We start from the raw sequence: 25988 nt of genomic DNA on the forward strand, positions 1-25988 counted from the left end.
GTCACATCGGTGCACCCGGTCGCTGCGTGGACGCTAACGGACACCGGAAACCGGAGGCCAGGGGTACAGGGCGCTGGGCACGGAGCGCCGGCGATTAGGATCGGCACCCTGATGACTGCCACTCTCGTCGCCAAGGACCTCGCCGCCGGACACGGCGACCGCACGCTCTTCGCCGGGCTCGACCTCGTCGTCGCCCCCGGTGACGTGATCGGTCTCGTCGGAGTCAACGGCGCCGGCAAATCCTCCCTGCTCCGGCTGCTCGCCGGACTCGACCGCCCGGAGGAGGGCGAGCTGCGGCTCTCCCCGCCCACCGCCACCGTCGGCCACCTCCCGCAGGAACCCGAGCGCCGCGACGGCGAGACGGTGTCCGCGTTCCTGGCCCGCCGCACCGGCGTCGCCGACGCCCAGCGCACGATGGACGAGGCGACCGAGGCCCTCGTCGCGGGCGCCCCGGGCGCGGACGACGCGTACTCCGAGTCCCTGGAACGCTGGCTCGCCCTCGGCGGCGCGGACCTGGAGGAGCGGGCCGGGCAGGTCGCCGCCGAGCTGGGCCTGACCGTGGGCCTCGACCGGCCCATGACCGCGCTCTCCGGCGGACAGGCGGCCCGCGCGGGACTCGCCTCGCTGCTCCTCTCCCGCTACGACGTCTTCCTGCTCGACGAGCCCACCAACGACCTCGACCTGGACGGCCTGGAGCGCCTGGAGCGCTTCGTGTCCGGCCTGCGCGCGGGCACCGTCGTCATCAGCCACGACCGCGAGTTCCTGATGCGCACGGTCACCAAGGTGCTGGAGCTGGACCTCGCCCAGCAGCAGATCAACCTGTACGGCGGTGGCTACGCGGCCTACCTGGAGGAGCGGGAGACCGCCCGGCGCCACGCCCGCGAGGACTATGAGGAGTACGCCGACAAGAAGGCCTCCCTCGAAGCGCGCGGCCACATGCAGCGCTCCTGGATGGACAAGGGCGTCAAGAACGCCCGCCGCAAGGCCACCGACGGCGACAAGCTCGGCCGCAACGCCCGCAGCGAGGCCAGCGAGAAGCAGGCCGCGAAGGCCCGCCAGACCCAGCGCATGATCGAACGCCTCGACGCCGTCGAGGAACCGCGCAAGGAGTGGGAGCTGCGGATGGAGATCGCCTCCGCCCCGCGCTCCGGATCCGTCGTCGCGACCCTGCGCGAGGCCCGCGTGGCGCGCGGCGACTTCTCCTTCGGACCCGTCTCGCTCCAGATCGACTGGGCGGACCGCGTCGCCATCACCGGGGCCAACGGCGCCGGCAAGTCCACGCTGCTGGCCGCCCTGTTGGAGCGGCTGCCACTGGACTCCGGGAACGCCAGCCTCGGTTCGGGCGTCGTCGTCGGCGAAGTGGACCAGGCCCGCAAGCTGTTCCTCGGCGCGCAGTCGCTGCTGGACGCGTTCTGCGCGGCCGTGCCCGACACGGAACCGGCCGAAGTCCGTACCCTGCTCGCCAAGTTCGGCCTCCGCGCCGACCATGTGACGCGGCCCGCGACCAGCCTGTCCCCGGGGGAGCGCACCCGCGCCGCCCTCGCCCTGCTCCAGGGCCGGGGCGTCAACCTCCTGGTGCTCGACGAGCCGACGAACCACCTGGATCTGCCCGCCATCGAGCAGCTGGAGGCGGCCCTGGAGACGTACACGGGCACCCTGCTGCTGGTCACCCACGACCGGCGGATGCTGGAGGCGGTCCGCACGACCCGGCGCATCGAGGTGGCGGACGGCCAGGTCAAGGAAGTCTGAGCACGGTTACGGGGGTGGGGGCGGGCCGCACACGCGACCCGCCCCCACCCCGCTCCGTTCAGCGCCCCCGGCCGCCCCGCTTCGGGTCGGTCAGCCCGGCCCGCCGCAGCGCGTCCGCCATCGCGCTGTTGGCCGGAGCCGGGGCCCCCTGGCCCTGCCGGGACGCGCCACCGCCACCGGCGCGCCGGTCCCGGCCGCCGCCCTGCCGGCCCTGGCCGCCACCGGACGGCTGTCCCTGGCCCTGGCGCTGCTTCGGGGGACGGCCGCCCCGCTCGCCCCGGCCCTGCTGCCCGCCACCGGAGCCGCCCGCGCCGGGCTCGTCGTCAAGGCGCAGCGTCAGCGAGATCCGCTTGCGCGGCGCGTCGACGTCCATGACCTTGACCTTCACGATGTCCCCGGGCTTCACGACGTCGCGCGGGTCCTTCACGAACGTCCTCGACAGCGCCGAGACGTGCACCAGACCGTCCTGGTGGACGCCGACGTCGACGAACGCGCCGAACGCGGCCACATTGGTGACGACGCCCTCCAGCACCATGCCGGGCTCCAGGTCGCCCAGCTTCTCGACGCCCTCCTTGAAGGTCGCCGTCCGGAACGCCGGGCGCGGGTCGCGCCCCGGCTTCTCCAGCTCCTTGAGGATGTCCGTCACGGTCGGCAGCCCGAACATGTCGTCCACGAAGTCCGCGGCCCGCAGGGCGCGCAGCGCCTCCGCGTTGCCGATCAGCGACGCCACCTCGCTGCCCGCGCTCTTCCCCATCCGCCGCACCACCGGGTAGGCCTCGGGGTGCACGCTGGAACCGTCGAGCGGGTCGTCGCCGTCCCGGATCCGCAGGAAGCCCGCGCACTGCTCGTACGCCTTCGGGCCGAGCCGCGCCACGTCCTTGAGGGCCTTGCGGGACCGGAAGGGGCCGTGGGAGTCGCGGTGCGCGACGATGTTCTCGGCGAGCCCCGAGCTGATGCCGGACACACGGGAAAGCAGCGGCGCGGACGCGGTGTTGACGTCCACTCCGACCCCGTTCACACAGTCCTCGACGACCGCGTCCAGCGAACGGGACAGCTTCACCTCGGACAGGTCGTGCTGGTACTGGCCGACGCCGATCGACTTCGGGTCGATCTTCACCAGCTCCGCCAGCGGGTCCTGGAGGCGCCGGGCGATGGAGACGGCGCCGCGCAAGGACACGTCCATGTCGGGCAGTTCCTGCGAGGCGAACGCGGAGGCGGAGTACACCGAGGCGCCCGCCTCCGAGACCATCACCTTGGTGAGCTTCAACTCAGGGTGCTTGTCGATCAGTTCACCGGCGAGCTTGTCCGTCTCGCGGGACGCCGTACCGTTGCCGATCGCGATCAGGTCGACCGCGTGCTCCTTCGCGAGGTGCGCGAGCTTCGCGAGCGCCTGGTCCCACTTGTTCGCGGGCACGTGCGGATGGATCACATCGGTGGCCACCACCTTGCCGGTGGCGTCGACGACCGCGACCTTCACCCCCGTACGGAAGCCGGGGTCCAGGCCCAGCGTGGCCCGGGTCCCGGCAGGGGCGGCGAGCAGCAGATCGCGCAGGTTCGAGGCGAAGACCCGCACGGCCTCGTCCTCCGCCGCCGTGCGCAGCCGCAGCCGCAGATCGATGCCGAGGTGCACCTGGATCCGGGTCCGCCACGCCCAACGCACGGTGTCCCCGAGCCACTTGTCGCCCGGGCGGCCCCGGTCGGCGATCCCGAAGCGGCGGGCGATCATGTTCTCGTACGTGGACGGGCCCGGCCGGTCGGCGGCCTCCGGCTCCTCCGGTTCCAGGACCAGGTCGAGCACGTTCTCCTTCTCGCCGCGCAGCATCGCGAGCACCCGGTGCGAGGGCAGCGCGGTGAACGGCTCCGCGAAGTCGAAGTAGTCGGCGAACTTCGCGCCGGCCTCCTCCTGGCCCTCGCGCACCTTCGCCGCCAGCCGGCCGCGCGTCCACATGCGTTCGCGCAGCTCGCCGGTCAGGTCGGCGTCCTCGGAGAACCGCTCGGTGAGGATCGACCGGGCCCCGTCCAGGGCGGCGGCCGCGTCCGCGACGCCCTTGTCGCCGTCCACGAACGCGGCGGCCGCCGCGAGCGGATCGACCGACGGGTCGCCGAGCAGGCCGTCCGCCAGCGGTTCGAGCCCCGCCTCCCGGGCGATCTGCGCCTTCGTCCGCCGCTTCGGCTTGAACGGCAGGTAGATGTCCTCCAGGCGCGCCTTGGTCTCGGCGGCCCGGATGCTCGCCTCCAGCGCCGCGTCGAGCTTGCCCTGTTCGCGTACGGAGTCGAGGATCGACGTACGCCGCTCCTCCAGCTCCCGCAGATAGCGCAGCCGTTCCTCCAGCGTGCGCAGCTGCGCATCGTCGAGGGATTCGGTCGCCTCCTTGCGGTAGCGCGCGATGAACGGCACGGTCGATCCGCCGTCGAGCAGCTCGACGGCTGCCCTGACCTGTCGTTCACGTACGCCGAGCTCCTCGGCGATCCTGCCTTCGATGGACGTCGTCACGGTTTTCCCGACTCGCCTTCTCGTACTGGCTGTGCTGGCCGTGCTCGTGTCGCGATGAGCACGTTCTTGCTTGCCGGGGGGCATCCCCCCTGGCCTGCATTGTGCCGGGTGGCCGGGGGCCGTGTCGCGTGACCTCGGGCAACACGCCCGGGGCCCCGGCGCCGGGGTGGGGCCCCGGGCGGGGCCGGGGAGCGTTCCGGGTCAGCCCCGGCCGGTCGCCGAGGCCGGGAAGGCGCCCGCGGCGGCGGCCGTGAGGAGGAAGCCGCGCGCGAGATCGGTGAGGCGCTCCACGCCCTTGGCGCCCAGGTGCTCGTACGGGGCGGTGTCCATGCGGTCCGTCGCCTCCTCGACCTCCGCGCGCAGCGCCGTGCCCGCCTCGGTCAGCGCCAACTCCTCGCCGTCGGCCAGCAGCCCGCGCTCCCGCAGCCGGGCGGACGCCGCCTCCCAGTCGGAGCGGCGCCAGCCCCGGGTGGAGAGGATCCAGCCGATCGCCATGCCCTTGCCGGTGGCCGTGTGGCTCACGAGCGACTCCAGCGGGTCCAGGCCGGCCGCGAGCAGGACGGCGAGATGCGCGTCGCCCCGGTGCTCGCGCAGCAGGGTCGCGGCGTGCCAGAACGCCAGATGCGGCTCCTCGGGCACCGGCAGATCCGCGTGCGCGGCGTACAGCGGGCGGGCGTGCGGGGTGCACGCCTCGGTGGCGCGCAGCGCGAGCCGGGCCGCCTCCGCCATCTCGTCGGAGGCGATGACCTCCTCGCCGAGCAACCGCCGCAGCGTCGAGTCCGCCGCCCGCATCCGGGCGTCGAGGACGACGTCGGGTGCGGCGGTCCTCCAGACGGCGGGCACATGGCGGGCCACCAGCACGGGGTTGAAGTTGTAGAAGGTGGCGGCGACGGTCCCCGCTCCCACCGCGCCGAGCGCGGCGGCCCGGGTCGCGAAGTAGACGGCGGCGGGGTCCTCGATGCCTATCCCCGCCATCTCCGCGCCCAGGTCGGGAGAGAAGAAGAGGCAGGAGTGCAGTGGGTTGACGGCGTTGTGGCAGCGGCGCTCCGCGCGGGCCGGGAGAGAACTCATACCAGCACGTTACCGACTGGTTGGTACGGAGCGGAACCCCCCGGGGAGCGGGGCGGTCCGCCATACAGGTCCGGCAGGTCCGGCAGGTCCGGCAGGTCCGGCAGGTCCGGCAGGGGGGCCTCACAGGCCGACGGCGGCCGATGGAGGGGCGACAGCAGGACAGGCGGGCGGGCCGGTGGCAGGAAAGGTGGGGTACTCGTCATTGCGGCCACCGTCGCCCGCCGCCCAGGATGGCGGACGTGAAGCAGCGAACCGTGCTCGTCGTGCTCTTCGACGGCATCCAGAGTCTCGACGCCACCGGCCCGATGGAGGTCTTCGCCGGGGCCTCCCGGGCTCCGGGCGTCTCCTACGACCTGCGCACCGCCTCGCTCGACGGCGGCCCCGTCCGGTCCTCCAGCGGCCTGACCCTGATGCCCGACGGCTGCCTGGCCGACGCACCCGTACCGCACACCCTGCTGGTGCCCGGCGGACAGGGCACCCGCGGCTCACACCCGGAGCTGACCGGCTGGCTGCGCGAGCACGCGCCGCGGGCGGAGCGGCTCGTCTCCGTGTGCACCGGTGCGCTGCTGCTGGCCGAAGCGGGCCTGCTGGACGGACACCGGGTCACCACCCACTGGAACTACTGCGAGCAGTTGGCCCGCGACTACCCGGCCGTCCGGGTCGACCCCGAACCGATCTTCGTACGGGACGGGCGGCTGGCCACCTCGGCGGGCGTCACCGCGGGCATCGACCTCGCCCTCGCGCTCGTCGAGGAGGACCACGGGCGCCACCTCGCCCTGGACATCGCCCGGCACCTCGTGGTGTTCCTGCGCCGTCCCGGAAACCAGGCCCAGTTCAGCGCCCAGCTCAGCGCCCAGACCGCCCGGCGCGAACCGCTGCGCGAGGTCCAGCACTGGATCACCCAGCACCCGGACGCCGACCTAGGGGTCGACGCGCTCGCGGCCCGCGCCCGGCTCTCGCCCCGGCACTTCGCCCGCGCGTTCCGGGCGGAGACCGGAACGACCCCGGGGCGGTACGTCGAGCGCGTCCGTCTGGAGCACGCCCGTCGGCTTCTGGAGGACACCGCCGACGGCGTCGAGCGGATCGCCCGCGCCAGTGGCTACGGCACCCCGGAAGCCATGCGCCGCGCCTTCGTGAAGACCCTCGCGACGGCGCCCGCCGAATACCGGCGCCGCTTCCGCACCCCCGCGTCCAGCACCTGACCGCCGACAGCACCGCCACCGCCCCTTCCACCGCCCCTTCCACCGCCCCCCTCCACCTCCACGTTCTCCGCATCCACCACCTTCTCCGAATCCGCCACCGACCGAACCGAGAGGCAGCTCCCGTGCAGATCGCCATCCTGCTCTTCGACCGATTCACCGCCCTGGACGCGGTGGGCCCCTACGAGATCCTCAGCCGGGCCCCCGGCGCCGAGCCCGTCTTCGTCGCCGAACGGACCGGCCCCGTCCGCAACGACAGCGGCAGCCTCGCGCTCATCGCGGAGAAGACGCTCGCCGAGGTGCCCGCCCCGGACCTGGTGATCGTCCCGGGCGGTCCCGGCCAGAGCGACCAGATGGAGAACGAGGCCCTCCTCGGCTGGCTGCGCTCGGTCGACGCCACCAGCACCTGGACGACGTCCGTCTGCACCGGCTCGCTGCTGCTGGCCGCCGCCGGGCTGCTGACGGACAGGCGGGCCACCTCGCACTGGCTGGCGCTGGAGGCGCTGAGGGGGTTCGGCGCCGAGCCCACCGGGGAGCGCGTCGTCCTCGACGGCAAGTACGTCACCGCCGCCGGGGTCTCCTCCGGCATCGACATGGGGCTGACCCTGCTCGGCCGGATCGCGGGCGACGACGTGGCGCGCTCGGTGCAGCTGCTCACGGAGTACGACCCACAGCCGCCCTACGACTCCGGGTCGCCCGAGAAGGCCCCCGCGGCGCTGGTCGAGGAATGGCGGGCCAAGAGCCGCCACATCACCCGGTAGCTCCCGCGGTCCAGGTGAACCGGGGCGCGCGCCGCTCCAGGAAGGCGGCGACGCCCTCCGCCGCGTCACCGCTGCCGCGCGCCTCACCGGCCCAATGGGCGTCCCGGTCCGTCCGGCCCGCGGCGAACTCCTTCGCGGCGGCCTGGGTGAGCCGGGACCGGGACGCCAGGACCCCCGCGTACTCCTCGACCCGCCCGTCCAGGCCGCCCACGGGCAGCACCTCGTCTATGAGGCCGGTGCGCAGCGCCCGTTCCGTGCCGATCAGCTCGCCGGAGAACAGCAGGTGCTTGGCCGTGGCCGGGCCGACGAGCGCGACCAGCCGCCGGGTCGAGGAGGCGGGATAGACGATGCCGAGCTTGGCCGGGGTGACCCCGAAGGAGGCCCCCTCCTCGGCGAACCGCAGATCGCAGGCGGCGGCGAGCTGGCCGCCGCCGCCCACGCAGTAGCCGCGCACCGCGGCCAGCGTCGGCAGGGGGAACGCGGCGAGCGCTTCCTCGGCCGCCACCGCCAGGCCCTGGGCGGTGTCCGCGCCCTCCCGCAGCGTGGAGATGTCGGCCCCCGCGCAGAAGGTGTCCCCGGCCCCGGTCAGCACCAGCGCCCGGACCGCCGGATCGGCCGCGAGCCGCTCCAGCAGCTCCGGCAGACTCCGCCACATCGCGGTGGTCATCGCGTTGCGCTTGGCGGGGTTCGCGATCACGACGGTGGCGACGCCGCGCTCGACGGACGTGATCAGGCGGGGTTCCGTACGGTCCATGCGCCGGATGCTATCCGGAGGGTTCGAACCTATGATCAAGAAGGGGTCGCGGGGCGGGCACGCACCGTAAGGAGTCGTCGATGAACGCACCCACCGCCGAGGGCCGGAAGCTCAGCCGCAGTTTCGGCTGGCTCGCGCTGCTCGGGACCCTGCTGGTGATCGCGGGCGTCATCGGCCTCGTCCACACCGGTGTCGCCACGCTCACCTCGATGCTGCTCTTCGGCTGGCTGCTGCTCGTGGGCGGTCTGGTCGGACTGCTGCACGCGATCGAGTCACGCGGCACGAACTACTTCTGGCTGGGCGTGGTGGTCGCCGCCCTCAACCTCGCCGCGGGCGTCGTCGTCATCAAGCACCCCGAGGGCTCGGCCGAGGCGCTGACCATGTTCGCCGCCCTGCTCTTCCTGACCGGCGGGGTCTTCCGGCTGGTCGGCAGCGTCGTCGTGCGAGGTCCGCAGATGGGCTGGACGCTGTTGCAGGGAGCCTTCGGCCTGCTGCTGGGCCTGCTGGTGCTGTTCGACTGGCCCCACAGCAGCCTCTACGTTCTCGGCTGCTTCTTCTCGCTGGCCCTGCTGTTCGACGGGCTCGGCCTGATCGCCATCGGTGTCGGCGGCCGGCGCATCGTCAGCATGGTCACGGAGAGGCTCGACGAACCTGCCGCGCCCACTGCCCCGGCCCCGGCCCCGGACGAGCCGAACACGTCACCAGGAGACGAGCAGAAGTAGTCCCCGCGCGGCCAGGGACACGCGTGTTTGGTCAAATAGCGCCGATACCTGGCTACTTCCGATCAGTGGCACGGCCGGGACCGGGCCATTCCCAAGACTCTTTACTCGACGGTCAGTGCAGTGCGAGTGAGAGCTGGTGCCGGACGATGGAGAGCCTCGGGAGTGCCCCTGCCGACCCCGCTTCCTACGAGGGGGTGTGGCGCTTCACCGCCTCCGCCGTGGACGCGTCCGTGCCGGGCGCCCGGCACGCCGTACGCGACCTCCTCGACCGGCAGGGCGTGCCGATCGAGGACGACATCCTCCAGGGGCTCCTGCTGATCGTCTCGGAGCTGGTCACCAACGCCGTCAAGCACGCGGCGCTCCTCTCGCCCGAGCTGGCCGTCGAGGTGGCCATCGCCGCCGACCGGGTCAGAGTCTCGGTCGAGGACAACCACCCCTACCGGCCCACCGCGCTGGAGACGGACTGCGCGCAGACCGGCGGCCGGGGCCTGCTGCTGGTCAAGGTGATCACCGCGGAGGCGGGCGGCACCTGCGACGTCGAGCACACCGCGAACGGCGGGAAGATCATCTGGGCGGCGCTGCCGTTGAAGACGCAGCTCTGACCGCCCCGTACGGATACGAGCGAGGGTTCACCAGCCCGCCGAGGGACCCGTCAGCTCACGGATCGCCGGCCGCGCCGCGTCCAGCACCGTCATGAACCACGCCGAGAACGGCGCCCGCGCGTGCCGCTCGGCGAGCTCCGCCGCCGTCACGAAAGCCGTCTCCTCGACCTCCTCGGGGTCCGGCTCCGGCGCCGTCTGCGCCATCCCCACGAACAGGTGGTTGAACTCCTGCTCCACCAGCCCCGAGGCCGGGTCCGGATGGTTGTAGCGGACCGTTCCGGCCTCGGCCAGCAGCGAGGGGGAGAGCCCCAGCTCCTCGTACGTACGCCGGGCGGCGGCGGCGAACGGGGCCTCGCCCGGATAGGGGTGCCCGCAGCAGGTGTTCGACCAGACGCCGGGGGAGTGGTACTTGCCGAGTGCCCGGCGCTGGAGCAGGAGCCGCCCCTGCTCGTCGAAGAGGAACACGGAGAACGCGCGGTGCAGCTGCCCGGGGGCCTGGTGGGCCGCCAGCTTCTCCGCGGTGCCGATGGTGGTGCCGTTCTCGTCGACCAGTTCGAGCATGATCGCTTCTGCGGTGCCGTTCGACGAGCTGTGCGTCGCGGTGGCTGGTGTGATCGGCATACCCATCCTTCGCTTTGGTCCCCGGCCTCGTGCGCCGGGCCCCTGGAGTCCGGTCAAGTCTGCCGTACAAAAGCCGCTTGTCCGCACTTCGGGTAGGGGCATGTCCGCCCCGCCGCGGCCCCCGGGCACGGCGGGACGGACGGGCCGTCAGACCCCGAAGGCCGCCGGATAACGGATCACGCCCGCCGGAACAGGGACGGAATCGTCCAGCACCAGGGCCATCATCGCCTCGTCCGGCACCTCGAAACCTGGCCGGATCCCGTAGCGCGATGCCGGCACGAAACCGAAGCGCGGGTAGTACTCGGGATGACCGAGCACCAGCACCAGCGCCTCGCCGCGCACCCGGGCGGCATCGAGCGCCGCCCGCACCACGGCCTGCCCCGCACCCTGCCGCTGGTACGCCGGAGAGGTGGCCACCGGGGCCAGTGCGAGCGCCGGGGCGTCGCCGACCAGGCAGCGGGTCAGCAACGCGTACGCCGCGGGGGAACCGTCCGGGGCCTCGGCGATGTGCCCGAGTCCGGGCAGCCAGGCCCCGGTGTCGGCCCGCAGGGCGTCCACGAGGTCGGCCTCGCCCCGGGTCGGGAACGCGGCCGTGTTGACCGCGTGCACGGCCGCACGGTCCGCCGGTGTCTCCGGACGGGTGGTCCACCGGCGATCGGCCGGGCGCAGCAGGTACGCGGCGTAGCCGTACTCCGCGCCGTGCTCCCGTCGTACCGCCAGCTCCTCACGGGTGGCGGCGAGAGCCCACTCCATACCGGGAGCGCCCGGGTCGGCGCCGGCGACCCGTTCGGCGAGCGGCGCGTAGTACGCGTCCCAGTCGCTCTCGGGCTGGACCAGCACGGTGTCGACCGTGCAGCCGCCGGCGACGGCGGCCGCCGTGGTCTCCGACAGGGTGCGCAGGGGGCCGTTGCGGTCCCAGAAGTCGCGCGCCCCGGCGGACGGCGCGTCCGTGGTCCAGACGCACTCGGAGATCATCATCGAGCCGCCCGGGGCCAGCAGCCGCTGCCAGTCGCGGACGGCGGTGTCGAACCCGACGCAGTACGCCGAACCCTCGGCCCAGATCAGGTCGAAGGACCCTTCGGGGAACGCGGGGCCGGTGAGATCGCCCATGTCGGCCCGGACCGTACGGATCCGGTCACCGAGGCCGCGGGCCCCGGCCGCCTCGCCCAGCTCGTCCAGGAACGGCTGGTGCAGGTCGACCGCGGTCACCTCGGCGCCCGCCTCGGCGGCGAGCAGCAGAGCGGCCCGGCCCGGCCCGCAGCCCAGGTCGAGGACGCGCGGACGGTCGGGCAGGGGACCGGCGAGAGCCAGCAGCCGACGCGTGGTCGCGTCGGAGCCGGGGCTCTGCCGGGGAAGACGGTGGTGCAGGGTGAAGAACGCCTCGGTGCGCGAGGCGTTGTCAGTGTGGTCGGTCAACGTGGGAACCCTTGAGTGTGAGGGCTCCGACCCGATCCGAGAGGAAATTGGACCTAGCCGGAAACCCGGGAGATGAGGAAGGACCGATTGCCGCGCCGGGAAGGCGTCGTCGCGACCGTCATCAACCTCAGCTCCTCTCGAAAGGGGTCCCGGTGTCACCGGGGTCCGCTCCACCGCGAGACTCGAACGTCTCAGCGAAGCCACCCTAGCACCAGCTCGGCCCGCACCCGGAGGGCGCCTCAGTGGCAGAGCCGCGCCTCGTGCTCCGCGTGACCGCTCGGCTCCAGCTGGAAGGTGCAGTGCTCCACGTCGAAGTGGTCCCCGAGGCAGCCCTGCAGCTCGTGCAGCACCTTCTCGTGGCCTATCGAGTCCAGCATCTCCTGGCGCACCACCACATGGGCGGAGAGCACCGGCATCCCCGAGGTGATCGTCCAGGCGTGCAGATCGTGGACGTCCAGGACCCCGGGCAGCTCCGTGATGTGGGCCCGTACCTCCGCCATGTCCACACCCTTGGGCGCCGCCTCCAGCAGCACGTTCAGGGTCTCCCGCAGCAGCTTCACGGTCCGCGGAACGATCATCAGACCGATCACCAGGGAGGCGATCGGGTCGGCGGCCTGCCAGCCGGTCGCCATGATGACGCCCGCCGAGACGATCACGGCGAGCGAGCCCAGGGTGTCGGCCAGCACCTCCAGATACGCGCCCCGCACATTCAGGCTCTCCTTCTGCCCACGCATCAGCAGGGAGAGGGAGACGACATTGGCCACCAGACCGACGACGGCGAACATGATGGCCAGGCCGCCCTTCGTCTCGGCCGGGGTGATGAACCGCTCGACCGCCTCGAAGACCAGATAGCCGCCGACCCCGAGCAGCAGCAGACAGTTCGCGAGCGCCGCCAGGATCTCCGCGCGGGCGAAACCGAAGGTGCGGTTCGGCCCGGCCGGGCGGTTGGCGAAGTGGATGGCGAGCAGCGCCATCCCGAGCCCCAGGGCGTCGGTGGCCATGTGGGCGGCGTCCGCGATCAGGGCCAGTGAGTCGGAGAGCACCCCTCCCACGATCTCCATGATCATCACGCTCAGCGTGATCCCCAGGGCCACCCGGAGCCTGCCCCGGTACGCGGCGGCCGCCGTGCCGGTCGGGGGTGGCCCGCCGTGTGTATGCCCGTGATCGTGGCCAGCCCCCATGCGAAACGCCTCCAGGTCCGTGCGACGGCGCCGGTGCGAAACCGCCCGACGTCGCCAGTGAACTACGGGTGGGGGGTATGAGGCAACACGGCACTGAACACCGTTGTCATCTCCTCTGACCTGCGGAAACGTTCCGCAGGTCAGGGTGTCGGCACGATCACCGGGGCCGCCCGCGACCGATCATGAACGGGCCTCGGGGTGGCGCAGGCACCAGCCCTCCCAGGCCGACTCCACCATCTCGCGCACGCTCCGCCGCGCGGTCCAGCCCAGCTCCTCGGTGATCCGCGCGGCCGACGCCACCGCCCTCGGCGCGTCACCGGCCCGGCGCGGCTCGACCACCGGCTTCAGGCTGTGGCCCGTCACCTCGCCGATCACCTCGGCCAGCTCCCGTACGGAGACGCCCTCGCCCCGGCCGACGTTCAGCGTCAGGTCGCCGGCGCCCGTCTCGTCCAGCCGCCGCGCGACGGCGAGATGGGCCTCCGCCAGATCGGCGACGTGGATGTAGTCACGGACGCAGGTGCCGTCCGGCGTCGGGTAGTCGTCACCGAAGATCCGCGGGGCCTCGCCGCGCGTCAGCCGCTCGAACATCATCGGGACGATGTTGAAGACCCCGGTGTCCGCGAGCTCCGGCGCGGCAGCGCCCGCCACGTTGAAGTACCGCAGGCAGGCGGTCGAGAGCCCGTGGGCCTTCCCGGTCGCCCGCACCAGCCACTCGCCGGTGAGCTTGGTCTCGCCGTACGGGTTGATGGGCAGGCAGGGCGTCTCCTCCGTGATGAGGTCCACGTCCGGTACGCCGTAGACGGCCGCCGAGGAGGAGAAGAGGAAGCGCCGCACACCCGCGGCGACCACGGCCTCCAGCAGCACGCCCAGTCCGGCGACGTTCTCCCGGTAGTACAGCAGCGGCTTCTCCACCGACTCGCCGACCTGCTTCTTCGCCGCGAGATGCACCACCCCGCTCACCGCGTGACCGGCCAGGACCCGGTCCAGCAGGGCGCGGTCGGAGGCCGAGCCCTCCACCACCGTGACGGCGTCCGGCAGCCGGTCCACGATCCCGCTGGAGCGGTCGTCCAGCACCACGACCCGCTCGCCCGCCGCCACCATGGCCCGCGCCATGTGTGCCCCGATGTATCCCGCCCCGCCTGTGATCAGCCATGTCATGACCGTCAGCCTAAGGGCCCGCCGTCCTGACCATGCCGGGCTCGTCCGTCCACCGGCGTCGGGCGGCGGTTTGTGGGCCGGGCCCCGGATCGATGATGATGATCGCCAACGCCGCCCAGGCGTGCGGGTCCACCCGTACAGCACGCGAACGGGCGGTGAACTCGGCCTTCCGTTCATCCGATAGCCTCAGCCGACACGCCGCCGGCCCGCCTCGTGGCCGTGCCACCGTGTGTCGTCCACGTCAGTGCCAAGGAGTGAGTTCGTCTGTCGACCGCCATTCTCACCGGTACGCCGGTACCCGGGTCGTCGCTCGCGGACGATCTGCGGTCCCTGGGCTTCGACGTGCGGACCGCCGCCGACGCCGCTGACGCCGCAACGCTCCTCGCCGCCGTCCCGGCCGGCCGCCGGGTCGCCCTCGTCGACCCGCGTTTCGTGGGCCACGTCCACGCGCTGCGGCTCGCGCTGACCGACCCGCGCTTCCCCGCCGCCACCGTCCCCGGCGCGCTCACCGCCCAGCCCGAGGCGCGCGGCGCCCTGCTCCAGGCCCTGCACCGCACCGCCGCCGCGGTCGGCGCGGGCGCCCCGGTCGTCGAACCGGACGCCGACCCCGCGCCCGAGGACCGCACCGTCCCCGGCCGGATCGCCGTCGCGCTGGAGGCCGAGGGCACCGCCGTGCAGCGCCCCGCTCTCGGCTCGCTCGTCGCGGCCGTCCCCACGGACCCGGAGCAGCGGGCCGCCGCCGAGGCGGGCCTCGCCGCGGTCGACGACGAGGCGGTACGGCTGCGCAACGCGGTCAAGGCCCACGACGGCTTCTTCACCACGTACTGCGTCAGCCCCTACTCCCGCTACATCGCCCGTTGGTGCGCCCGCCGCAACCTCACCCCGAACCAGGTCACCACCGCCTCGCTGATCACCGCGCTCATCGCGGCCGGCGGCGCGGCCACCGGAACCCGGGGCGGCTACGTGGCCGCCGGGATCCTGCTCCTGGTCTCCTTCGTCCTGGACTGCACCGACGGGCAGCTCGCCCGCTACTCGCTGCGGTACTCCACGATGGGCGCCTGGCTGGACGCCACCTTCGACCGGGCCAAGGAGTACGCGTACTACGCCGGGCTCGCCATCGGCGCCGTACGCGGCGGCGACGACGTGTGGGTCCTCGCGCTCGGCGCGATGGTCCTCCAGGCCTGTCGCCACGTCGTGGACTTCTCGTTCAACGAGGCCAACCACGACGCGGTCGCCAACACCAGCCCCACCGCCGCCCTCTCCGACAAGCTCGACAGCGTCGGCTGGACGGTCTGGGTGCGGCGGATGATCGTGCTGCCGATCGGTGAGCGCTGGGCCATGATCGCCGTGCTCACCGCGCTCACCACCCCGCGCGTCGTCTTCTACGCGCTGCTCATCGGCTGCTCCCTGGCCGCCTGCTACACCACGGCCGGCCGTCTGCTGCGCTCGCTGACCCGCAGGGCCGGCCGCACCGACCGCGCCGCGCGGGCCCTCGCGGACCTCGCCGACTCCGGCCCCCTCGCCCGGGCCGTCGCCGCCGTCGTCCCCGGACTCCGGGGCGCGTTCACGGCCCCGGCCGTCGCTCTGCTCGGGACGCTGATCATGATCGGCGGCGCCCTTCTCCTCCCGTACGGCAGCCGGCTCACCGTCGCCGCGGCGGCGGCGTACGTGCTCCTCTCCGGCCTCGCCGTCGCCCGCCCGCTCAAGGGTGCGCTGGACTGGCTGGTGCCGCCGTTCTTCCGGGTCGCGGAGTACGTCACGGTCCTGGTGCTGGCGGCCCGCAGCGACGTCCCGCACGCCGTTCCGGCGGCCTTCGGGCTCGTCTCGGCCGTCGCCTACCATCACTACGACACGGTGTACCGCATCCGCGGAGGCACCGGCGCGCCGCCCCAGTGGCTGGTGCGGACGATCGGTGGACACGAGGGCCGGACCGCGCTGGTGGTCGTCCTCGCCGCCGTACTCACCCACACCTCAGGTTTCACCACGGCCCTGACCGCGCTCGCGGTCGCCGTGGCTCTGGTGGTGCTCGTGGAGTCCATCCGCTTCTGGGTGTCCTCCTCGGCCCCCGCCGTACACGACGAAGGAGAACTCGCATGATCGGCCTCGTACTGGCAGCCGGTGCAGGACGACGTCTGCGCCCCTACACGGACACGCTTCCCAAGGCGCTCGTCCCTGTCGACGGCGACAAGACGGTCCTCGACCTCACGCTCGCCAACTTCGCCGAGGTCGGACTCACCGAGGTCGCGATCGTCGTCGGCTACCGCAAGGAGGCCGTCTACGCCCGCAAGGCCGAGCTGGAAGCGACCTACGGCGTCACCCTCACGCTGATCGACAACGACAAGGCCGAGGAGTGGAACAACGCCTACTCCCTCTGGTGCGCCCGTGACGTCATCAAGCGCGGCGTGATCCTCGCCAACGGCGACACCGTGCACCCGGTCTCGGTCGAGAAGACCCTCCTGGACGCCCGCGGGAAGGGCCAGAAGATCATCCTCGCGCTGGACACCGAGAAGGTCCTCGCCGACGAGGAGATGAAGGTCATCACGGAGGAGGGCAAGGGCGTCCAGCGCATCACGAAGCTGATGGACCCGGCCACCGCGACCGGCGAGTACATCGGCGTCACCCTCATCGAGGCCGAGGCCGCCGAGGAGCTGGCGGACGCGCTGAAGACCACCTTCGAGCGCGACCCCGACCTCTACTACGAGGACGGCTACCAGGAGCTCGTGAACCGTGGCTTCACCGTCGACGTGGCCCCCATCGGCACGGTGACCTGGGTCGAGATCGACAACCACGACGACCTCAAGAAGGGCCGTGAGATCGCGTGCCAGTACTGACCCGGCTCATTCCGTCCCCGGTCGTCGTCGACATCCGGCGCGGCGCCATGGACGATCTGGCGGGTCTCCTGGCCGATCAGCGGATCTCCTCCTCGGGCAAGCTCGCCATCGCGATCAGCGACGGCTCCGGGCGCGCCCTGCGGGAGAGGCTCGCCCCGGTCCTGCCCGGTGCCGACTGGTATCCGGTGTCCGACGGCACGATCGACTCCGCCGTGAAGCTCGCCGACGGCATCAAGGGCAACCGGTACGACGCCGTCGTCGGCCTCGGCGGCGGCAAGATCATCGACGTGGCGAAGTACGCCGCGGCGCGGGTCGGGCTGCCCATGGTCGCCGTCGCGACGAACCTCTCGCACGACGGCCTGTGCTCGCCGGTCGCCACCCTGGACAACGACAACGGGCGCGGCTCCTACGGGGTCCCCACCCCGATCGCCGTGGTCATCGACCTCGACGTGATCCGTGAGGCGCCCGCCCGTTACGTCCGTTCCGGCATCGGCGACGCGATCTCGAACATCTCCTGCGTCGCCGACTGGGAGCTGGCCCACGAGGTCAACGGCGAGGAGATCGACGGCCTGGCGGCCGCGATGGCCCGCCAGGCGGGCGAGGCCGTGCTGCGTCACCCCGGCGGGGTCGGCGACGACGCCTTCCTGAAGGTGCTCGCCGAAGGGCTCGTGCTGACGGGTATCTCCATGTCGGTCGCGGGCGACTCCCGCCCGGCCTCCGGGGCCTGCCACGAGATCAACCACGCCTTCGACCTGCTCTACCCCCAGCGCGCGGCCAGCCACGGCGAGCAGGTCGGCCTCGGCGCGTGCTTCGCCATGCATCTGCGCGGTGCCCGGCAGGAGTCCCTCCTGATGGCATCGATACTGCGCCGCCACGGTCTGCCGGTCCTGCCGGAGGAGATCGGGTTCAGCGTCGACGAATTCGTCAAGGCCGTCGACTACGCGCCGCAGACGCGTCCGGGACGCTTCACCGTCCTGGAGCACCTCAACCTGTCCACCGACCAGATCAGGGACGCGTACGCCGACTATGCGACGACCATCAGTAGCTGAACTCCGTCCGGTCGTGCACCCCCCGGGGGTGAAGGACCGGCGCAGCGGCGAGCACTGGGCCGGGCGCATGTACATGCGCGAGGTCTCGCTGCGCGTGGACCGCTACCTGGTCAACACCCGGGTCACCCCGAACCAGGTCACGTACGTGATGACGCTGGCGGGGGCCCTGGCCGCCCCGGCGCTGCTGGTGCCGGGCGTGTGGGGCGCCGTGCTCGGTGTGGTGATGGTCCAGCTCTACCTGCTGTTCGACTGTGTGGACGGTGAGCTGGCCCGCTGGAAGAAGCAGTACTCGCTCAGCGGGGTCTACCTGGACCGGGTCGCCGCCTATCTGTGCGACGCGGCGGTGCTCGTCGGCCTAGGCCTTCGCGCTGCCGACATCTGGGGCGAGGGCCGGATCGACTGGCTCTGGGCCTTCCTCGGAACCCTCGCCGCCCTCGGCGCGATCCTCATCAAGGCCGAGACGGACCTGGTCGGCGTCGCCCGCCACCAGGGCGGGATGCCACCGGTGAAGGAGTCGGCGTCCGAGCCGCGCTCCTCCGGCATGGCGCTGGCCCGCCGGGCCGCGGGGGCGCTCAAGTTCCACCGGCTGATCCTCGGCATCGAGGCCTCGCTGGTGATCCTCCTGGTGGCCGTGATCGACGCGGTCGGGGGCGACCTCTTCTACACCCGCCTGACCGTTGCGGTGATGGCCGGCATCGCGCTGCTGCAGACCCTGCTGCACCTGGTGTCCGTCCTGGCGTCCAGCAGGCTGAAGTGACCTTCCCCATGAAACTGGGCGCGGTGATCATCACCATGGGCGATCGCCCGGACGAGCTCCGCGCACTCCTCGATTCGGTCACCGCCCAGCACGGTGACCGGATCGAGGTCGTGGTGGTCGGCAACGGAGCCCCGGTCCCCGCCGTGCCCGCGGGGGTGCGCACGGTGGAACTGCCCGAGAACCTGGGCATCCCCGGTGGCCGCAATGCCGGCATCGAGGCGTTCGGCCCCTGCGGGGCGGACGTGGACGCGCTGCTCTTCCTCGACGACGACGGGCTGCTCCCGAACCGGGACACCGCCGAGCTGTGCCGACAGGCGTTCGCGGCGGACCCGAAGCTCGGGATCGTCACCTTCCGGATCACCGACCCGGACACCGGCGCCACCCAGCGGCGGCACGTGCCCCGGCTGCGGGCCGCGGACCCGATGCGCTCCTCGCGCGTGACGACGTTCCTGGGGGGCGCCAGCGCCGTACGCACCCGGGTCATCGCCGAGGTCGGCCCGCTGCCTGAGCACTTCTTCTACGCCCACGAGGAGACGGACCTGGCCTGGCGGGCGCTGGACGCGGGGTGGGCGATCGACTACCGCGCGGACATGGTGCTGAACCACCCCACCACCGCCCCGTCCCGGCACGCGGTCTACCACCGTATGGTCGCCCGCAACCGGGTCTGGCTCGCCCGCCGGAACCTGCCCGCCCCGCTGGTCCCCCTCTACCTGGGGGTCTGGCTGCTGCTGACCCTGGTCAGACGTCCTTCGCCGCCCGCGCTGAAGGCCTGGTTCGGCGGATTCGGAGAAGGCTGGTCGACCCCCTGCGGGCCCCGGCGGCCGATGAAGTGGCGTACGGTGTGGCGGCTGACGAGGCTGGGCCGACCTCCGGTCATCTGAGACGCTTTCCTCTGAGAGCATGAGGCGTATTTTCTTTCCGGAACCTGTCCGCCTGAGCCGCGCCCGCGACTGGCTGCGCGTGAAGACGAGAGTTTCAAACTTGTGAGTGACACGACCCACGACGGTGGGGTAGCCCTCGGGACCCCGCCGTCCGCCGACGAGGGCCTCGACGCGGCCCAGCTGGCCGCCAAGTACGGCCTGACCGTGAGCGGCGCCAGGCCGGGGCTGTTCGCGTACATGCGACAGCTCTGGGGACGACGCCACTTCATCCTGGCCTTCTCCCGGGCGAAGCTGACCGCGCAGTACAGCCAGGCCAAACTGGGCCAGCTGTGGCAAGTGGTCACGCCCCTGCTGAACGCAGCGGTCTATTACCTGATCTTCGGGCTGATTCTGGGGACCAGGGAGGGGATCTCCCACGACGTCTTCGTGCCGTTCCTGGTCACCGGCGTCTTCGTCTTCACCTTCACCCAGAGCTCGGTGATGGCGGGCGTCCGCTCGATCTCCGGCAACCTCGGACTGGTCCGGGCCCTCCACTTCCCCAGAGCCTCGCTGCCCATCTCCTTCTCGCTCCAGCAGCTCCAGCAGCTGATGTTCTCGATGATCGTGCTGGTCGCGGTCGCCGTCATCTTCGGCAGCTACCCCTCGCTGTCGTGGCTGCTGGTGATCCCCGCCCTGATTCTCCAGTTCTTCTTCAACACGGGCCTCGCCCTCGTCATGGCGCGGCTCGGCTCCAAGACCCCCGACCTCGCGCAGCTGATGCCGTTCGTCATGCGGACCTGGATGTACGCCTCGGGCGTCATGTTCTCCATCCCGGTGATGCTCAAGGACAAGCCGGCCTGGATCGCGGACGTGCTGCAGTACAACCCGGCGGCGATCTACATGGACCTGGTCCGCTTCGCCCTGATCGACGGGTACGGCTCCGAGAACCTGCCGGACCACGTCTGGGCCGTCGGCCTGGGCTGGGCCGTGCTGCTGGGTGTCGTGGGATTCGTGTACTTCTGGAAAGCAGAGGAACGGTACGGCCGTGGCTGAGGACAACGCACAGGGGCGCATCCCCACGGTGATCGCCGACGACGTGCACATCGTGTACCGGGTCAACGGCACGGGCGGCGGCCGGGGCAGCGCCACCGCCGCGCTGAGCCGCATGATGCGGCGGGGCAAGGGCGAGCCGCGCGGCGTCCGGAAGGTGCACGCCGTGCGCGGTGTCTCCTTCACCGCCTACCGCGGCGAGGCCATCGGCCTCATCGGCACCAACGGCTCCGGCAAGTCGACGCTGCTGCGCGCCATCGCCGGCCTGCTGCCGACCGAATCCGGCCAGGTGTACACGGACGGTCAGCCCTCGCTGCTCGGCGTTAACGCCGCGCTGATGAGCGACCTGACCGGTGAGCGCAACGTCGTGCTCGGCGGTCTGGCGATGGGCATGAGCCAGGACGAGATCCGCCGGCGCTACCAGGAGATCGTGGAGTTCTCCGGCATCAACGAGAAGGGCGACTTCATCACCCTGCCGATGCGGACGTACTCCTCCGGCATGGCCGCCCGGCTGCGCTTCTCCATCGCCGCCGCCAAGAACCACGACGTCCTCATGATCGACGAGGCGCTGGCCACCGGTGACCGCAAGTTCCGCGTCCGCTCCGAGGAGCGGATCCGCGAGCTGCGCAAGGAGGCGGGCACCGTCTTCCTGGTCAGCCACAACAACAAGTCGATCAGGGACACCTGCGACCGCGCGCTGTGGCTGGAGAAGGGCGAACTCCTGATGGACGGCCCCACCGAGGAGGTCCTCAAGGCGTACGAGCGCGAAACGGGCAAGTAGCCCGAGCGTTCACCGAGGCCCCCGCCGGACCGGTCCGGTGGGGGCCGTGCGGTGCCCGGCGCCGCGCGGACCGTCCGCAGTAGGGCCCGGGGCCGATCTCCTACCGGCGGATGACGTCAATTCCGCCGCGCGCGGGGAAGGTTGACGGGCACGGCCGGGAAGCGCCGGCGGGCGTCCACCCCGCCGGTCCCCTGTGAGCTGTACAACGTAAGCTGTAGCGGTGCTGATTCATGGCAAGTAGGGCGATACGCCCCGGCACCGGCCGCTCTGCCGCGGTGCACTCGGAAGGCCGAGCGGCGTGTCCGAAAAGGGTTGTTTTGGGTCAGCAGTGTAGAACGGGAGATGTGACGGCAATGACGGAAGATCTCCAGCTCCGGCGTGGTCTCGCCGTCCCCGCGCCGGGCGGTCCGCAGTGACCCCGCCCTCCGAGACGCGCATCGGTGACGCCACCCTCGGCAAGGCCGCGGACGAGAACTTCCCCGTGGCGCCCTTCTTCCTGCCCCGGGCCTGGCGCGACGACCTGATGGCGGTCTACGGCTTCGCCCGGCTCGTCGACGACATCGGCGACGGCGACCTCGCCCCCGGCGGCGCGGACGCCCGCCACCTCGGCCTGGACCCGGAGCGGAGCGACGACCGCCTCGCCATGCTCGACGCCTTCGAGGCCGACCTCCACCGGGTCTTCTCCACCACCGGCCAGGAGCCGCACCACCCCCTGCTGCGCAAGCTGCGTCCCACCGTGCGGCGCCGGGCGCTCACCCCCGAGCCCTTCCTCGGCCTGATCGAGGCCAACCGCCAGGACCAGAAGATCCGCCGCTACGGCACCTACGCCGATCTCGCCGCCTACTGCGAGCTCTCGGCGAACCCGGTCGGCCGCCTGGTACTCGCCCTCACCGGCACCGCGAGCCCGGAACGCGTCCGCCGCTCCGACGCGGTCTGCACCGCGCTCCAGATCGTCGAGCATCTGCAGGACGTGGCCGAGGACCTGGAACGCGACCGGATCTATCTGCCCGCCGAGGACATGGAACGCTTCCGGGTCACCGAATCCGACCTGGCCGCGCCGTCCGCCGGAGCCTCCGTGCGCGCCCTGATCGCGTACGAGGCCCAGCGCGCGAGCGACCTGCTGCGGGAAGGCCCCCCTCTGGTGGGAAGCGTCGACGGCAGGCTCAAGCTGCTCCTCGCCGGATTCGTCGGGGGCGGGCGCGGCGCGCTCACGGCGATCTCGGCCGCCGGGTTCGACGTACTGCCCGGACCGCCCAAGCCCACCAAGCCCAGCCTGCTGCGCGAAGTGGGAATCGTCTTGCGAAGAGCGCGTGGAGAGAGGTGAGCCGGACCGTGGAGGGACAGACGACGTACATGTCGCCGCCGGTGCAGGCCGCATACAGTTACTGCGAGGCCGTCACCGGACAGCAGGCCCGTAACTTCGCCTACGGCATCAGACTGCTGCCGTACGAGAAGCGGCAGGCCATGTCGGCGCTGTACGCCTTCTCCCGTCGCGTCGACGACATCGGCGACGGGGAGCTGGACCCGGAGACCAAGCGGGCCCGGCTGGAGAGCACCCGTGAACTGCTGGAGCGGATCCGCAAGGACGCGGTCGACGAGGACGACACCGACCCGGTGGCCGTCGCGCTCGCCGACGCCGCCCGCCGGTTCCCGCTCCCGCTCGGCGGGCTCGACGAACTCATCGACGGCGTCCTGATGGACGTCCGGGGCGCGACCTACGAGACCTGGGACGACCTGAAGTCCTACTGCCGGTGCGTCGCCGGAGCCATCGGACGCCTCAGCCTCGGAGTCTTCGGCACCGCGCAGGGCGCCCGCGGGGCCGAGCGCGCCGCGGAGTACGCCGACACCCTCGGCCTCGCCCTCCAGCTCACCAACATCCTGCGCGACGTCCGCGAGGACGCCGCCAACGGGCGCACCTACCTGCCCGCCGACGACCTCGCCAAATTCGGCTGCTCGGCCGGTTTCCACCGGACCACCCCGCCCCCCGGCTCCGACTTCGCGGGCCTCATCCACTTCGAGGTCCGCCGCGCCCGCGCCCTGTTCGCCGAGGGCTACCGGCTGCTGCCGATGCTCGACCGCCGCAGCGGCGCCTGTGTCGCGGCGATGGCCGGGATCTACCGCCGCCTCCTCGACCGGATCGAGCGCGACCCCGAGGCCGTGCTGCGCGGACGGGTCTCGCTGCCCGGACACGAGAAGGCCTACGTCGCGGTGCGCGGCCTGTCCGGACTGGACGCCCGCCACATCTCGCGGCTCACCGCCAGGGGGCGAACCTGATGCGTCTTCGCAGCCTCGGCCCCTGGGCAACCCTCCAGTGGCCCGACGCGTCACTGACTGCGACGATCGCCAGGGTGAGGACCCGGCAGAGCGCACCGACCCGGCGAGAGGGGCCCGCATGAACGACGAGAGCCCACGCCCCGTCGCCGTCGTCGTCGGCGGTGGACTCGCCGGCGTCACGGCGGCGCTCCGCCTCGCCGACGCCGGACTCGACGTGACACTCCTGGAAGGACGCCCCCGCCTCGGCGGCCTCGCCTTCTCCTTCCAGCGGGGCGACCTCACCGTCGACAACGGCCAGCACGTCTACCTGCGCTGCTGCACCGGCTACCGCTGGTTCCTCGACCGGATCGACGCCGCCCGCCTGGCCCCGCTCCAGGACCGCCTGGACGTGCCCGTGCTGGACGTCGGCCGGGCCGCGGGACCGCGCCTGGGACGGCTGCGGCGCACCGGCCTGCCCGTGCCGCTGCACCTCGCCGGCGGACTCGCCGCCTACCCCCACCTCTCGCTCGCCGAGAAGGCGGGCGTGGGCCGCGCCGCCCTCGCGCTCGGCCGCCTGGACCCCGCCGACCCCGAGCTGGACCGCATCGACTTCGCCACCTGGCTGCGCCGCCACGGCCAGTCGGAGCGGACCATCGAGGCGCTCTGGGACCTCGTCGGCGTCGCCACACTGAACGCCACCGCCCCGAACGCCTCCATGGCGCTCGCCGCGAAGGTCTTCAAGACCGGCCTGCTCTCCGAGCCCGGGGCCGCCGACATCGGCTGGGCGACCGTGCCGCTCGGCGAACTCCACGACACCCTCGCACGCAAGGCCCTGGACACCGCGGGCGTCCGCACCGAGCTGCGCGCCAAGGTCGGCTCCCTCGCCCGCACCGAGGACGGCCGCTGGAACGTCGAGACGGCGGGGGAGCGGATCACCGCCGACACCGTCGTGCTGGCCGTGCCGCAGACCGAGACCCACGACCTGCTGCCCGAGGGCGCCCTGGACGAACCCGACCTGCTGCTCGACATCGACAACGCGCCCATCCTGAACGTCCATGTCATCTACGACCGCAAGGTGCTGCGCAGGCCGTTCTTCGCCGCGATCGGCTCCCCCATCCAGTGGGTCTTCGACCGCACCCACTCCTCGGGCCTCACCGGACCCGGGCAGTACCTGGCCGTCTCGCAGTCGGCCGCCCAGGACGAGATCGACCTCCCCGTCGCCGAACTGCGGGCGCGCTATCTGCCCGAGCTGGAACGGCTGCTCCCCGCCGCCCGCGGCGCGGGCATCCGCGACTTCTTCGTCACCCGGGAGCGCACCGCCACCTTCGCGCCCGCCCCGGGCGTCGGGCGGTTGCGCCCCGGCCCCCGCACCCGGCTGCCCGGCCTCCAACTGGCGGGGGCCTGGACCGACACCGGCTGGCCCGCGACGATGGAGGGTGCCGTGCGCAGCGGCGCCGGCGCCGCCGACGCGGCGCTCCACGACCTCGGCCGTCCCCCAGGACATCCGCTGCAGGAGGCGGCATGAGCAGTACCACCGGAACAAGAGGAGAGTCTGTGACCCCGGCGAATCCGGCTTTCGACACCGTGGCGGACACCGCGGACGTCACCGCGCTTCTGGAGCGCGGACGAGCCCTGTCAGCGCCGGTCCTGCGGGCTGCCGTGGGCCGGCTCGCGCCGCCCATGGACACCGTCGCCGCCTACCACTTCGGCTGGATCGACGCCGAGGGGCGGCCCTCGGACGGCGACGGCGGCAAGGCCGTGCGCCCCGCGCTCGCCCTGCTGTCCGCCGAGGCGGCGGGCGCCCCCGCCGAGGCCGGCATCCCCGGCGCGGTGGCCGTCGAACTCGTGCACAACTTCTCGCTGCTGCACGACGACCTGATGGACGGCGACGAGCAGCGCCGCCACCGCGACACCGTGTGGAAGGTGCACGGCCCGGCCCAGGCGATCCTGGTCGGCGACGCGCTCTTCGCGCTCGCCTACGACCTGCTGCTGGAGCTCGGCACGGTCGAGGCGGGCCGCGCGGCCCGCCGGCTGACCACCGCCACGCGCAAGCTCATCGACGGCCAGGCCCAGGACATCTCCTACGAGCACCGGGAGCGGGTCACCGTCGAGGAGTGCCTGGAGATGGAGGGCAACAAGACCGGCGCCCTGCTGGCCTGCGCCGTCTCCATCGGCGCGGTGCTCGGCGGCGCCGACGACCGTACCGCCGACACCCTGGAGGCGTACGGCTACCACCTCGGCCTCGCCTTCCAGGCCGTCGACGACCTCCTCGGCATCTGGGGCGACCCGGAGGCCACCGGCAAACAGACCTGGAGCGACCTGCGCCAGCGCAAGAAGTCCCTGCCGGTCGTCGCGGCGCTCGCCGCGGGCGGCGAGGCCTCCGAGCGGCTGGGCGAACTGCTCGCCGCCGACGCCAAGAGCAACGACTTCGACAGCTTCTCCGAAGAGGAGTTCGCCGCCCGTGCGGCACTCATCGAGGAGGCGGGCGGCCGCGAGTGGACCGCCCAGGAAGCCCGTCGTCAGCACGCGGTCGCCATCGAGGCGCTGCACGCCGTCGACATGCCCCACCGGGTGAGGGAGCAGCTCATCGAGCTCGCCGACTTCGTGGTGGTACGAAAGAGATGATCACTCTTCGTATATGACTCGCAGTCGCCGGCCGGCGCCCCTCACCGGGCGCCG

23 protein-coding genes are annotated in these 25988 nt (G+C 72.3%); 16 read left to right on the forward strand and 7 right to left on the reverse strand.

Annotated features, from left to right (window positions below; translation table 11 throughout):
• The first annotated feature begins 111 nt into the window (after positions 1-111).
• The gene (locus PSQ21_RS31995) at positions 112-1749 is read left to right on the forward strand and encodes an ABC-F family ATP-binding cassette domain-containing protein (RefSeq protein WP_274034826.1); all 1638 of its coding nucleotides are present in this window, start codon (positions 112-114) and stop codon (positions 1747-1749) included.
• Positions 1750-1807: 58 nt separating this feature from the next.
• On the opposite strand, the gene PSQ21_RS32000 is transcribed toward PSQ21_RS31995, so the two are convergent.
• A complete protein-coding gene (locus tag PSQ21_RS32000; RefSeq protein WP_274034827.1) occupies positions 1808-4243 on the reverse strand; it encodes a Tex family protein in 2436 nt (811 codons plus the stop codon).
• Between the two features lie 201 nt (positions 4244-4444).
• Positions 4445-5314, reverse strand: a complete 870-nt coding sequence (locus tag PSQ21_RS32005) for an SCO6745 family protein (protein ID WP_274034828.1) — start codon at positions 5312-5314, stop codon at positions 4445-4447.
• A gap of 239 nt (positions 5315-5553) precedes the next feature.
• Between PSQ21_RS32005 and PSQ21_RS32010 the strand changes: the two genes are divergently transcribed.
• Together PSQ21_RS32010 and PSQ21_RS32015 are read left to right on the forward strand one after the other, a co-directional pair.
• Positions 5554-6516, forward strand: coding sequence for a GlxA family transcriptional regulator (locus tag PSQ21_RS32010; RefSeq protein WP_443334412.1), 963 nt, complete (start codon positions 5554-5556; stop codon positions 6514-6516).
• Between the two features lie 122 nt (positions 6517-6638).
• Positions 6639-7274 carry a DJ-1/PfpI family protein gene (locus PSQ21_RS32015; RefSeq protein WP_274034830.1) on the forward strand — a complete coding sequence of 212 codons (636 nt, stop codon included), beginning with the start codon at positions 6639-6641 and terminating at the stop codon, positions 7272-7274.
• Here PSQ21_RS32015 and PSQ21_RS32020 read toward each other — a convergent pair.
• A complete protein-coding gene (locus PSQ21_RS32020; protein WP_274034831.1) occupies positions 7264-8028 on the reverse strand; it encodes an enoyl-CoA hydratase/isomerase family protein in 765 nt (254 codons plus the stop codon). The genes PSQ21_RS32015 and PSQ21_RS32020 overlap by 11 nt on opposite strands.
• A gap of 80 nt (positions 8029-8108) precedes the next feature.
• Between PSQ21_RS32020 and PSQ21_RS32025 the strand changes: the two genes are divergently transcribed.
• Both PSQ21_RS32025 and PSQ21_RS32030 read left to right on the forward strand, forming a co-directional pair.
• A complete protein-coding gene (locus PSQ21_RS32025) occupies positions 8109-8750 on the forward strand; it encodes an HdeD family acid-resistance protein (RefSeq protein ID WP_274034832.1) in 642 nt (213 codons plus the stop codon).
• A gap of 146 nt (positions 8751-8896) precedes the next feature.
• Positions 8897-9352, forward strand: coding sequence for an ATP-binding protein (locus tag PSQ21_RS32030; protein ID WP_274034833.1), 456 nt, complete (start codon positions 8897-8899; stop codon positions 9350-9352).
• Positions 9353-9379: 27 nt separating this feature from the next.
• On the opposite strand, the gene idi is transcribed toward PSQ21_RS32030, so the two are convergent.
• From idi to galE, 4 genes are all read right to left on the reverse strand, one after another.
• Positions 9380-9973: an isopentenyl-diphosphate Delta-isomerase gene (gene idi / locus PSQ21_RS32035; protein ID WP_274034835.1), complete on the reverse strand. Its 594-nt coding sequence runs from the start codon at positions 9971-9973 to the stop codon at positions 9380-9382.
• Between the two features lie 147 nt (positions 9974-10120).
• Positions 10121-11389: a bifunctional class I SAM-dependent methyltransferase/N-acetyltransferase gene (locus PSQ21_RS32040; protein ID WP_274034836.1), complete on the reverse strand. Its 1269-nt coding sequence runs from the start codon at positions 11387-11389 to the stop codon at positions 10121-10123.
• Positions 11390-11628: 239 nt separating this feature from the next.
• Positions 11629-12570 (reverse strand): cation diffusion facilitator family transporter, encoded by a 942-nt coding sequence (locus PSQ21_RS32045; protein ID WP_274034838.1) that lies wholly within the window; start codon positions 12568-12570, stop codon positions 11629-11631.
• Between the two features lie 180 nt (positions 12571-12750).
• On the reverse strand, positions 12751-13728 hold the full coding sequence (gene galE / locus PSQ21_RS32050) for a UDP-glucose 4-epimerase GalE (RefSeq protein WP_274034840.1): 978 nt from the start codon (positions 13726-13728) through the stop codon (positions 12751-12753).
• A 342-nt stretch (positions 13729-14070) separates the two neighbouring features.
• Between galE and PSQ21_RS32055 the strand changes: the two genes are divergently transcribed.
• From PSQ21_RS32055 to PSQ21_RS32105, 11 genes are all read left to right on the forward strand, one after another.
• Positions 14071-15825, forward strand: coding sequence for a DUF5941 domain-containing protein (locus PSQ21_RS32055; RefSeq protein ID WP_274034841.1), 1755 nt, complete (start codon positions 14071-14073; stop codon positions 15823-15825).
• Entirely contained in the window at positions 15822-16559 is a 738-nt protein-coding gene (locus PSQ21_RS32060) for a phosphocholine cytidylyltransferase family protein (protein WP_007452390.1), read from the forward strand. Before PSQ21_RS32055 ends, PSQ21_RS32060 begins: the two co-directional genes overlap by 4 nt.
• Positions 16547-17608, forward strand: a complete 1062-nt coding sequence (locus PSQ21_RS32065) for an iron-containing alcohol dehydrogenase family protein (RefSeq protein ID WP_274034843.1) — start codon at positions 16547-16549, stop codon at positions 17606-17608. The genes PSQ21_RS32060 and PSQ21_RS32065 overlap by 13 nt, the downstream gene beginning before the upstream one ends.
• Positions 17586-18365 carry a CDP-alcohol phosphatidyltransferase family protein gene (locus PSQ21_RS32070; RefSeq protein ID WP_274034844.1) on the forward strand — a complete coding sequence of 260 codons (780 nt, stop codon included), beginning with the start codon at positions 17586-17588 and terminating at the stop codon, positions 18363-18365. The genes PSQ21_RS32065 and PSQ21_RS32070 overlap by 23 nt, the downstream gene beginning before the upstream one ends.
• Positions 18366-18373: 8 nt before the next feature.
• Positions 18374-19246, forward strand: coding sequence for a glycosyltransferase family 2 protein (locus PSQ21_RS32075; protein ID WP_274036039.1), 873 nt, complete (start codon positions 18374-18376; stop codon positions 19244-19246).
• Positions 19247-19348: 102 nt separating this feature from the next.
• Positions 19349-20278, forward strand: coding sequence for an ABC transporter permease (locus PSQ21_RS32080; RefSeq protein WP_274034845.1), 930 nt, complete (start codon positions 19349-19351; stop codon positions 20276-20278).
• Positions 20271-21056, forward strand: a complete 786-nt coding sequence (locus PSQ21_RS32085; RefSeq protein ID WP_274034846.1) for an ABC transporter ATP-binding protein — start codon at positions 20271-20273, stop codon at positions 21054-21056. The genes PSQ21_RS32080 and PSQ21_RS32085 overlap by 8 nt, the downstream gene beginning before the upstream one ends.
• 412 nt (positions 21057-21468) lie before the next feature.
• Positions 21469-22380 carry a squalene synthase HpnC gene (gene hpnC / locus PSQ21_RS32090; protein ID WP_274034848.1) on the forward strand — a complete coding sequence of 304 codons (912 nt, stop codon included), beginning with the start codon at positions 21469-21471 and terminating at the stop codon, positions 22378-22380.
• A 29-nt stretch (positions 22381-22409) separates the two neighbouring features.
• Positions 22410-23330 (forward strand): presqualene diphosphate synthase HpnD, encoded by a 921-nt coding sequence (gene hpnD, locus PSQ21_RS32095; protein ID WP_397992167.1) that lies wholly within the window; start codon positions 22410-22412, stop codon positions 23328-23330.
• Positions 23331-23448: 118 nt separating this feature from the next.
• A complete protein-coding gene (gene hpnE / locus PSQ21_RS32100; protein ID WP_274034850.1) occupies positions 23449-24834 on the forward strand; it encodes a hydroxysqualene dehydroxylase HpnE in 1386 nt (461 codons plus the stop codon).
• Between the two features lie 29 nt (positions 24835-24863).
• A complete protein-coding gene (locus tag PSQ21_RS32105; RefSeq protein ID WP_397992131.1) occupies positions 24864-25934 on the forward strand; it encodes a polyprenyl synthetase family protein in 1071 nt (356 codons plus the stop codon).
• The last annotated feature ends 54 nt before the right edge of the window (positions 25935-25988 follow it).

It is taken from the genome of Streptomyces sp. MMBL 11-1, assembly GCF_028622875.1.
Classification (GTDB): domain Bacteria; phylum Actinomycetota; class Actinomycetes; order Streptomycetales; family Streptomycetaceae; genus Streptomyces.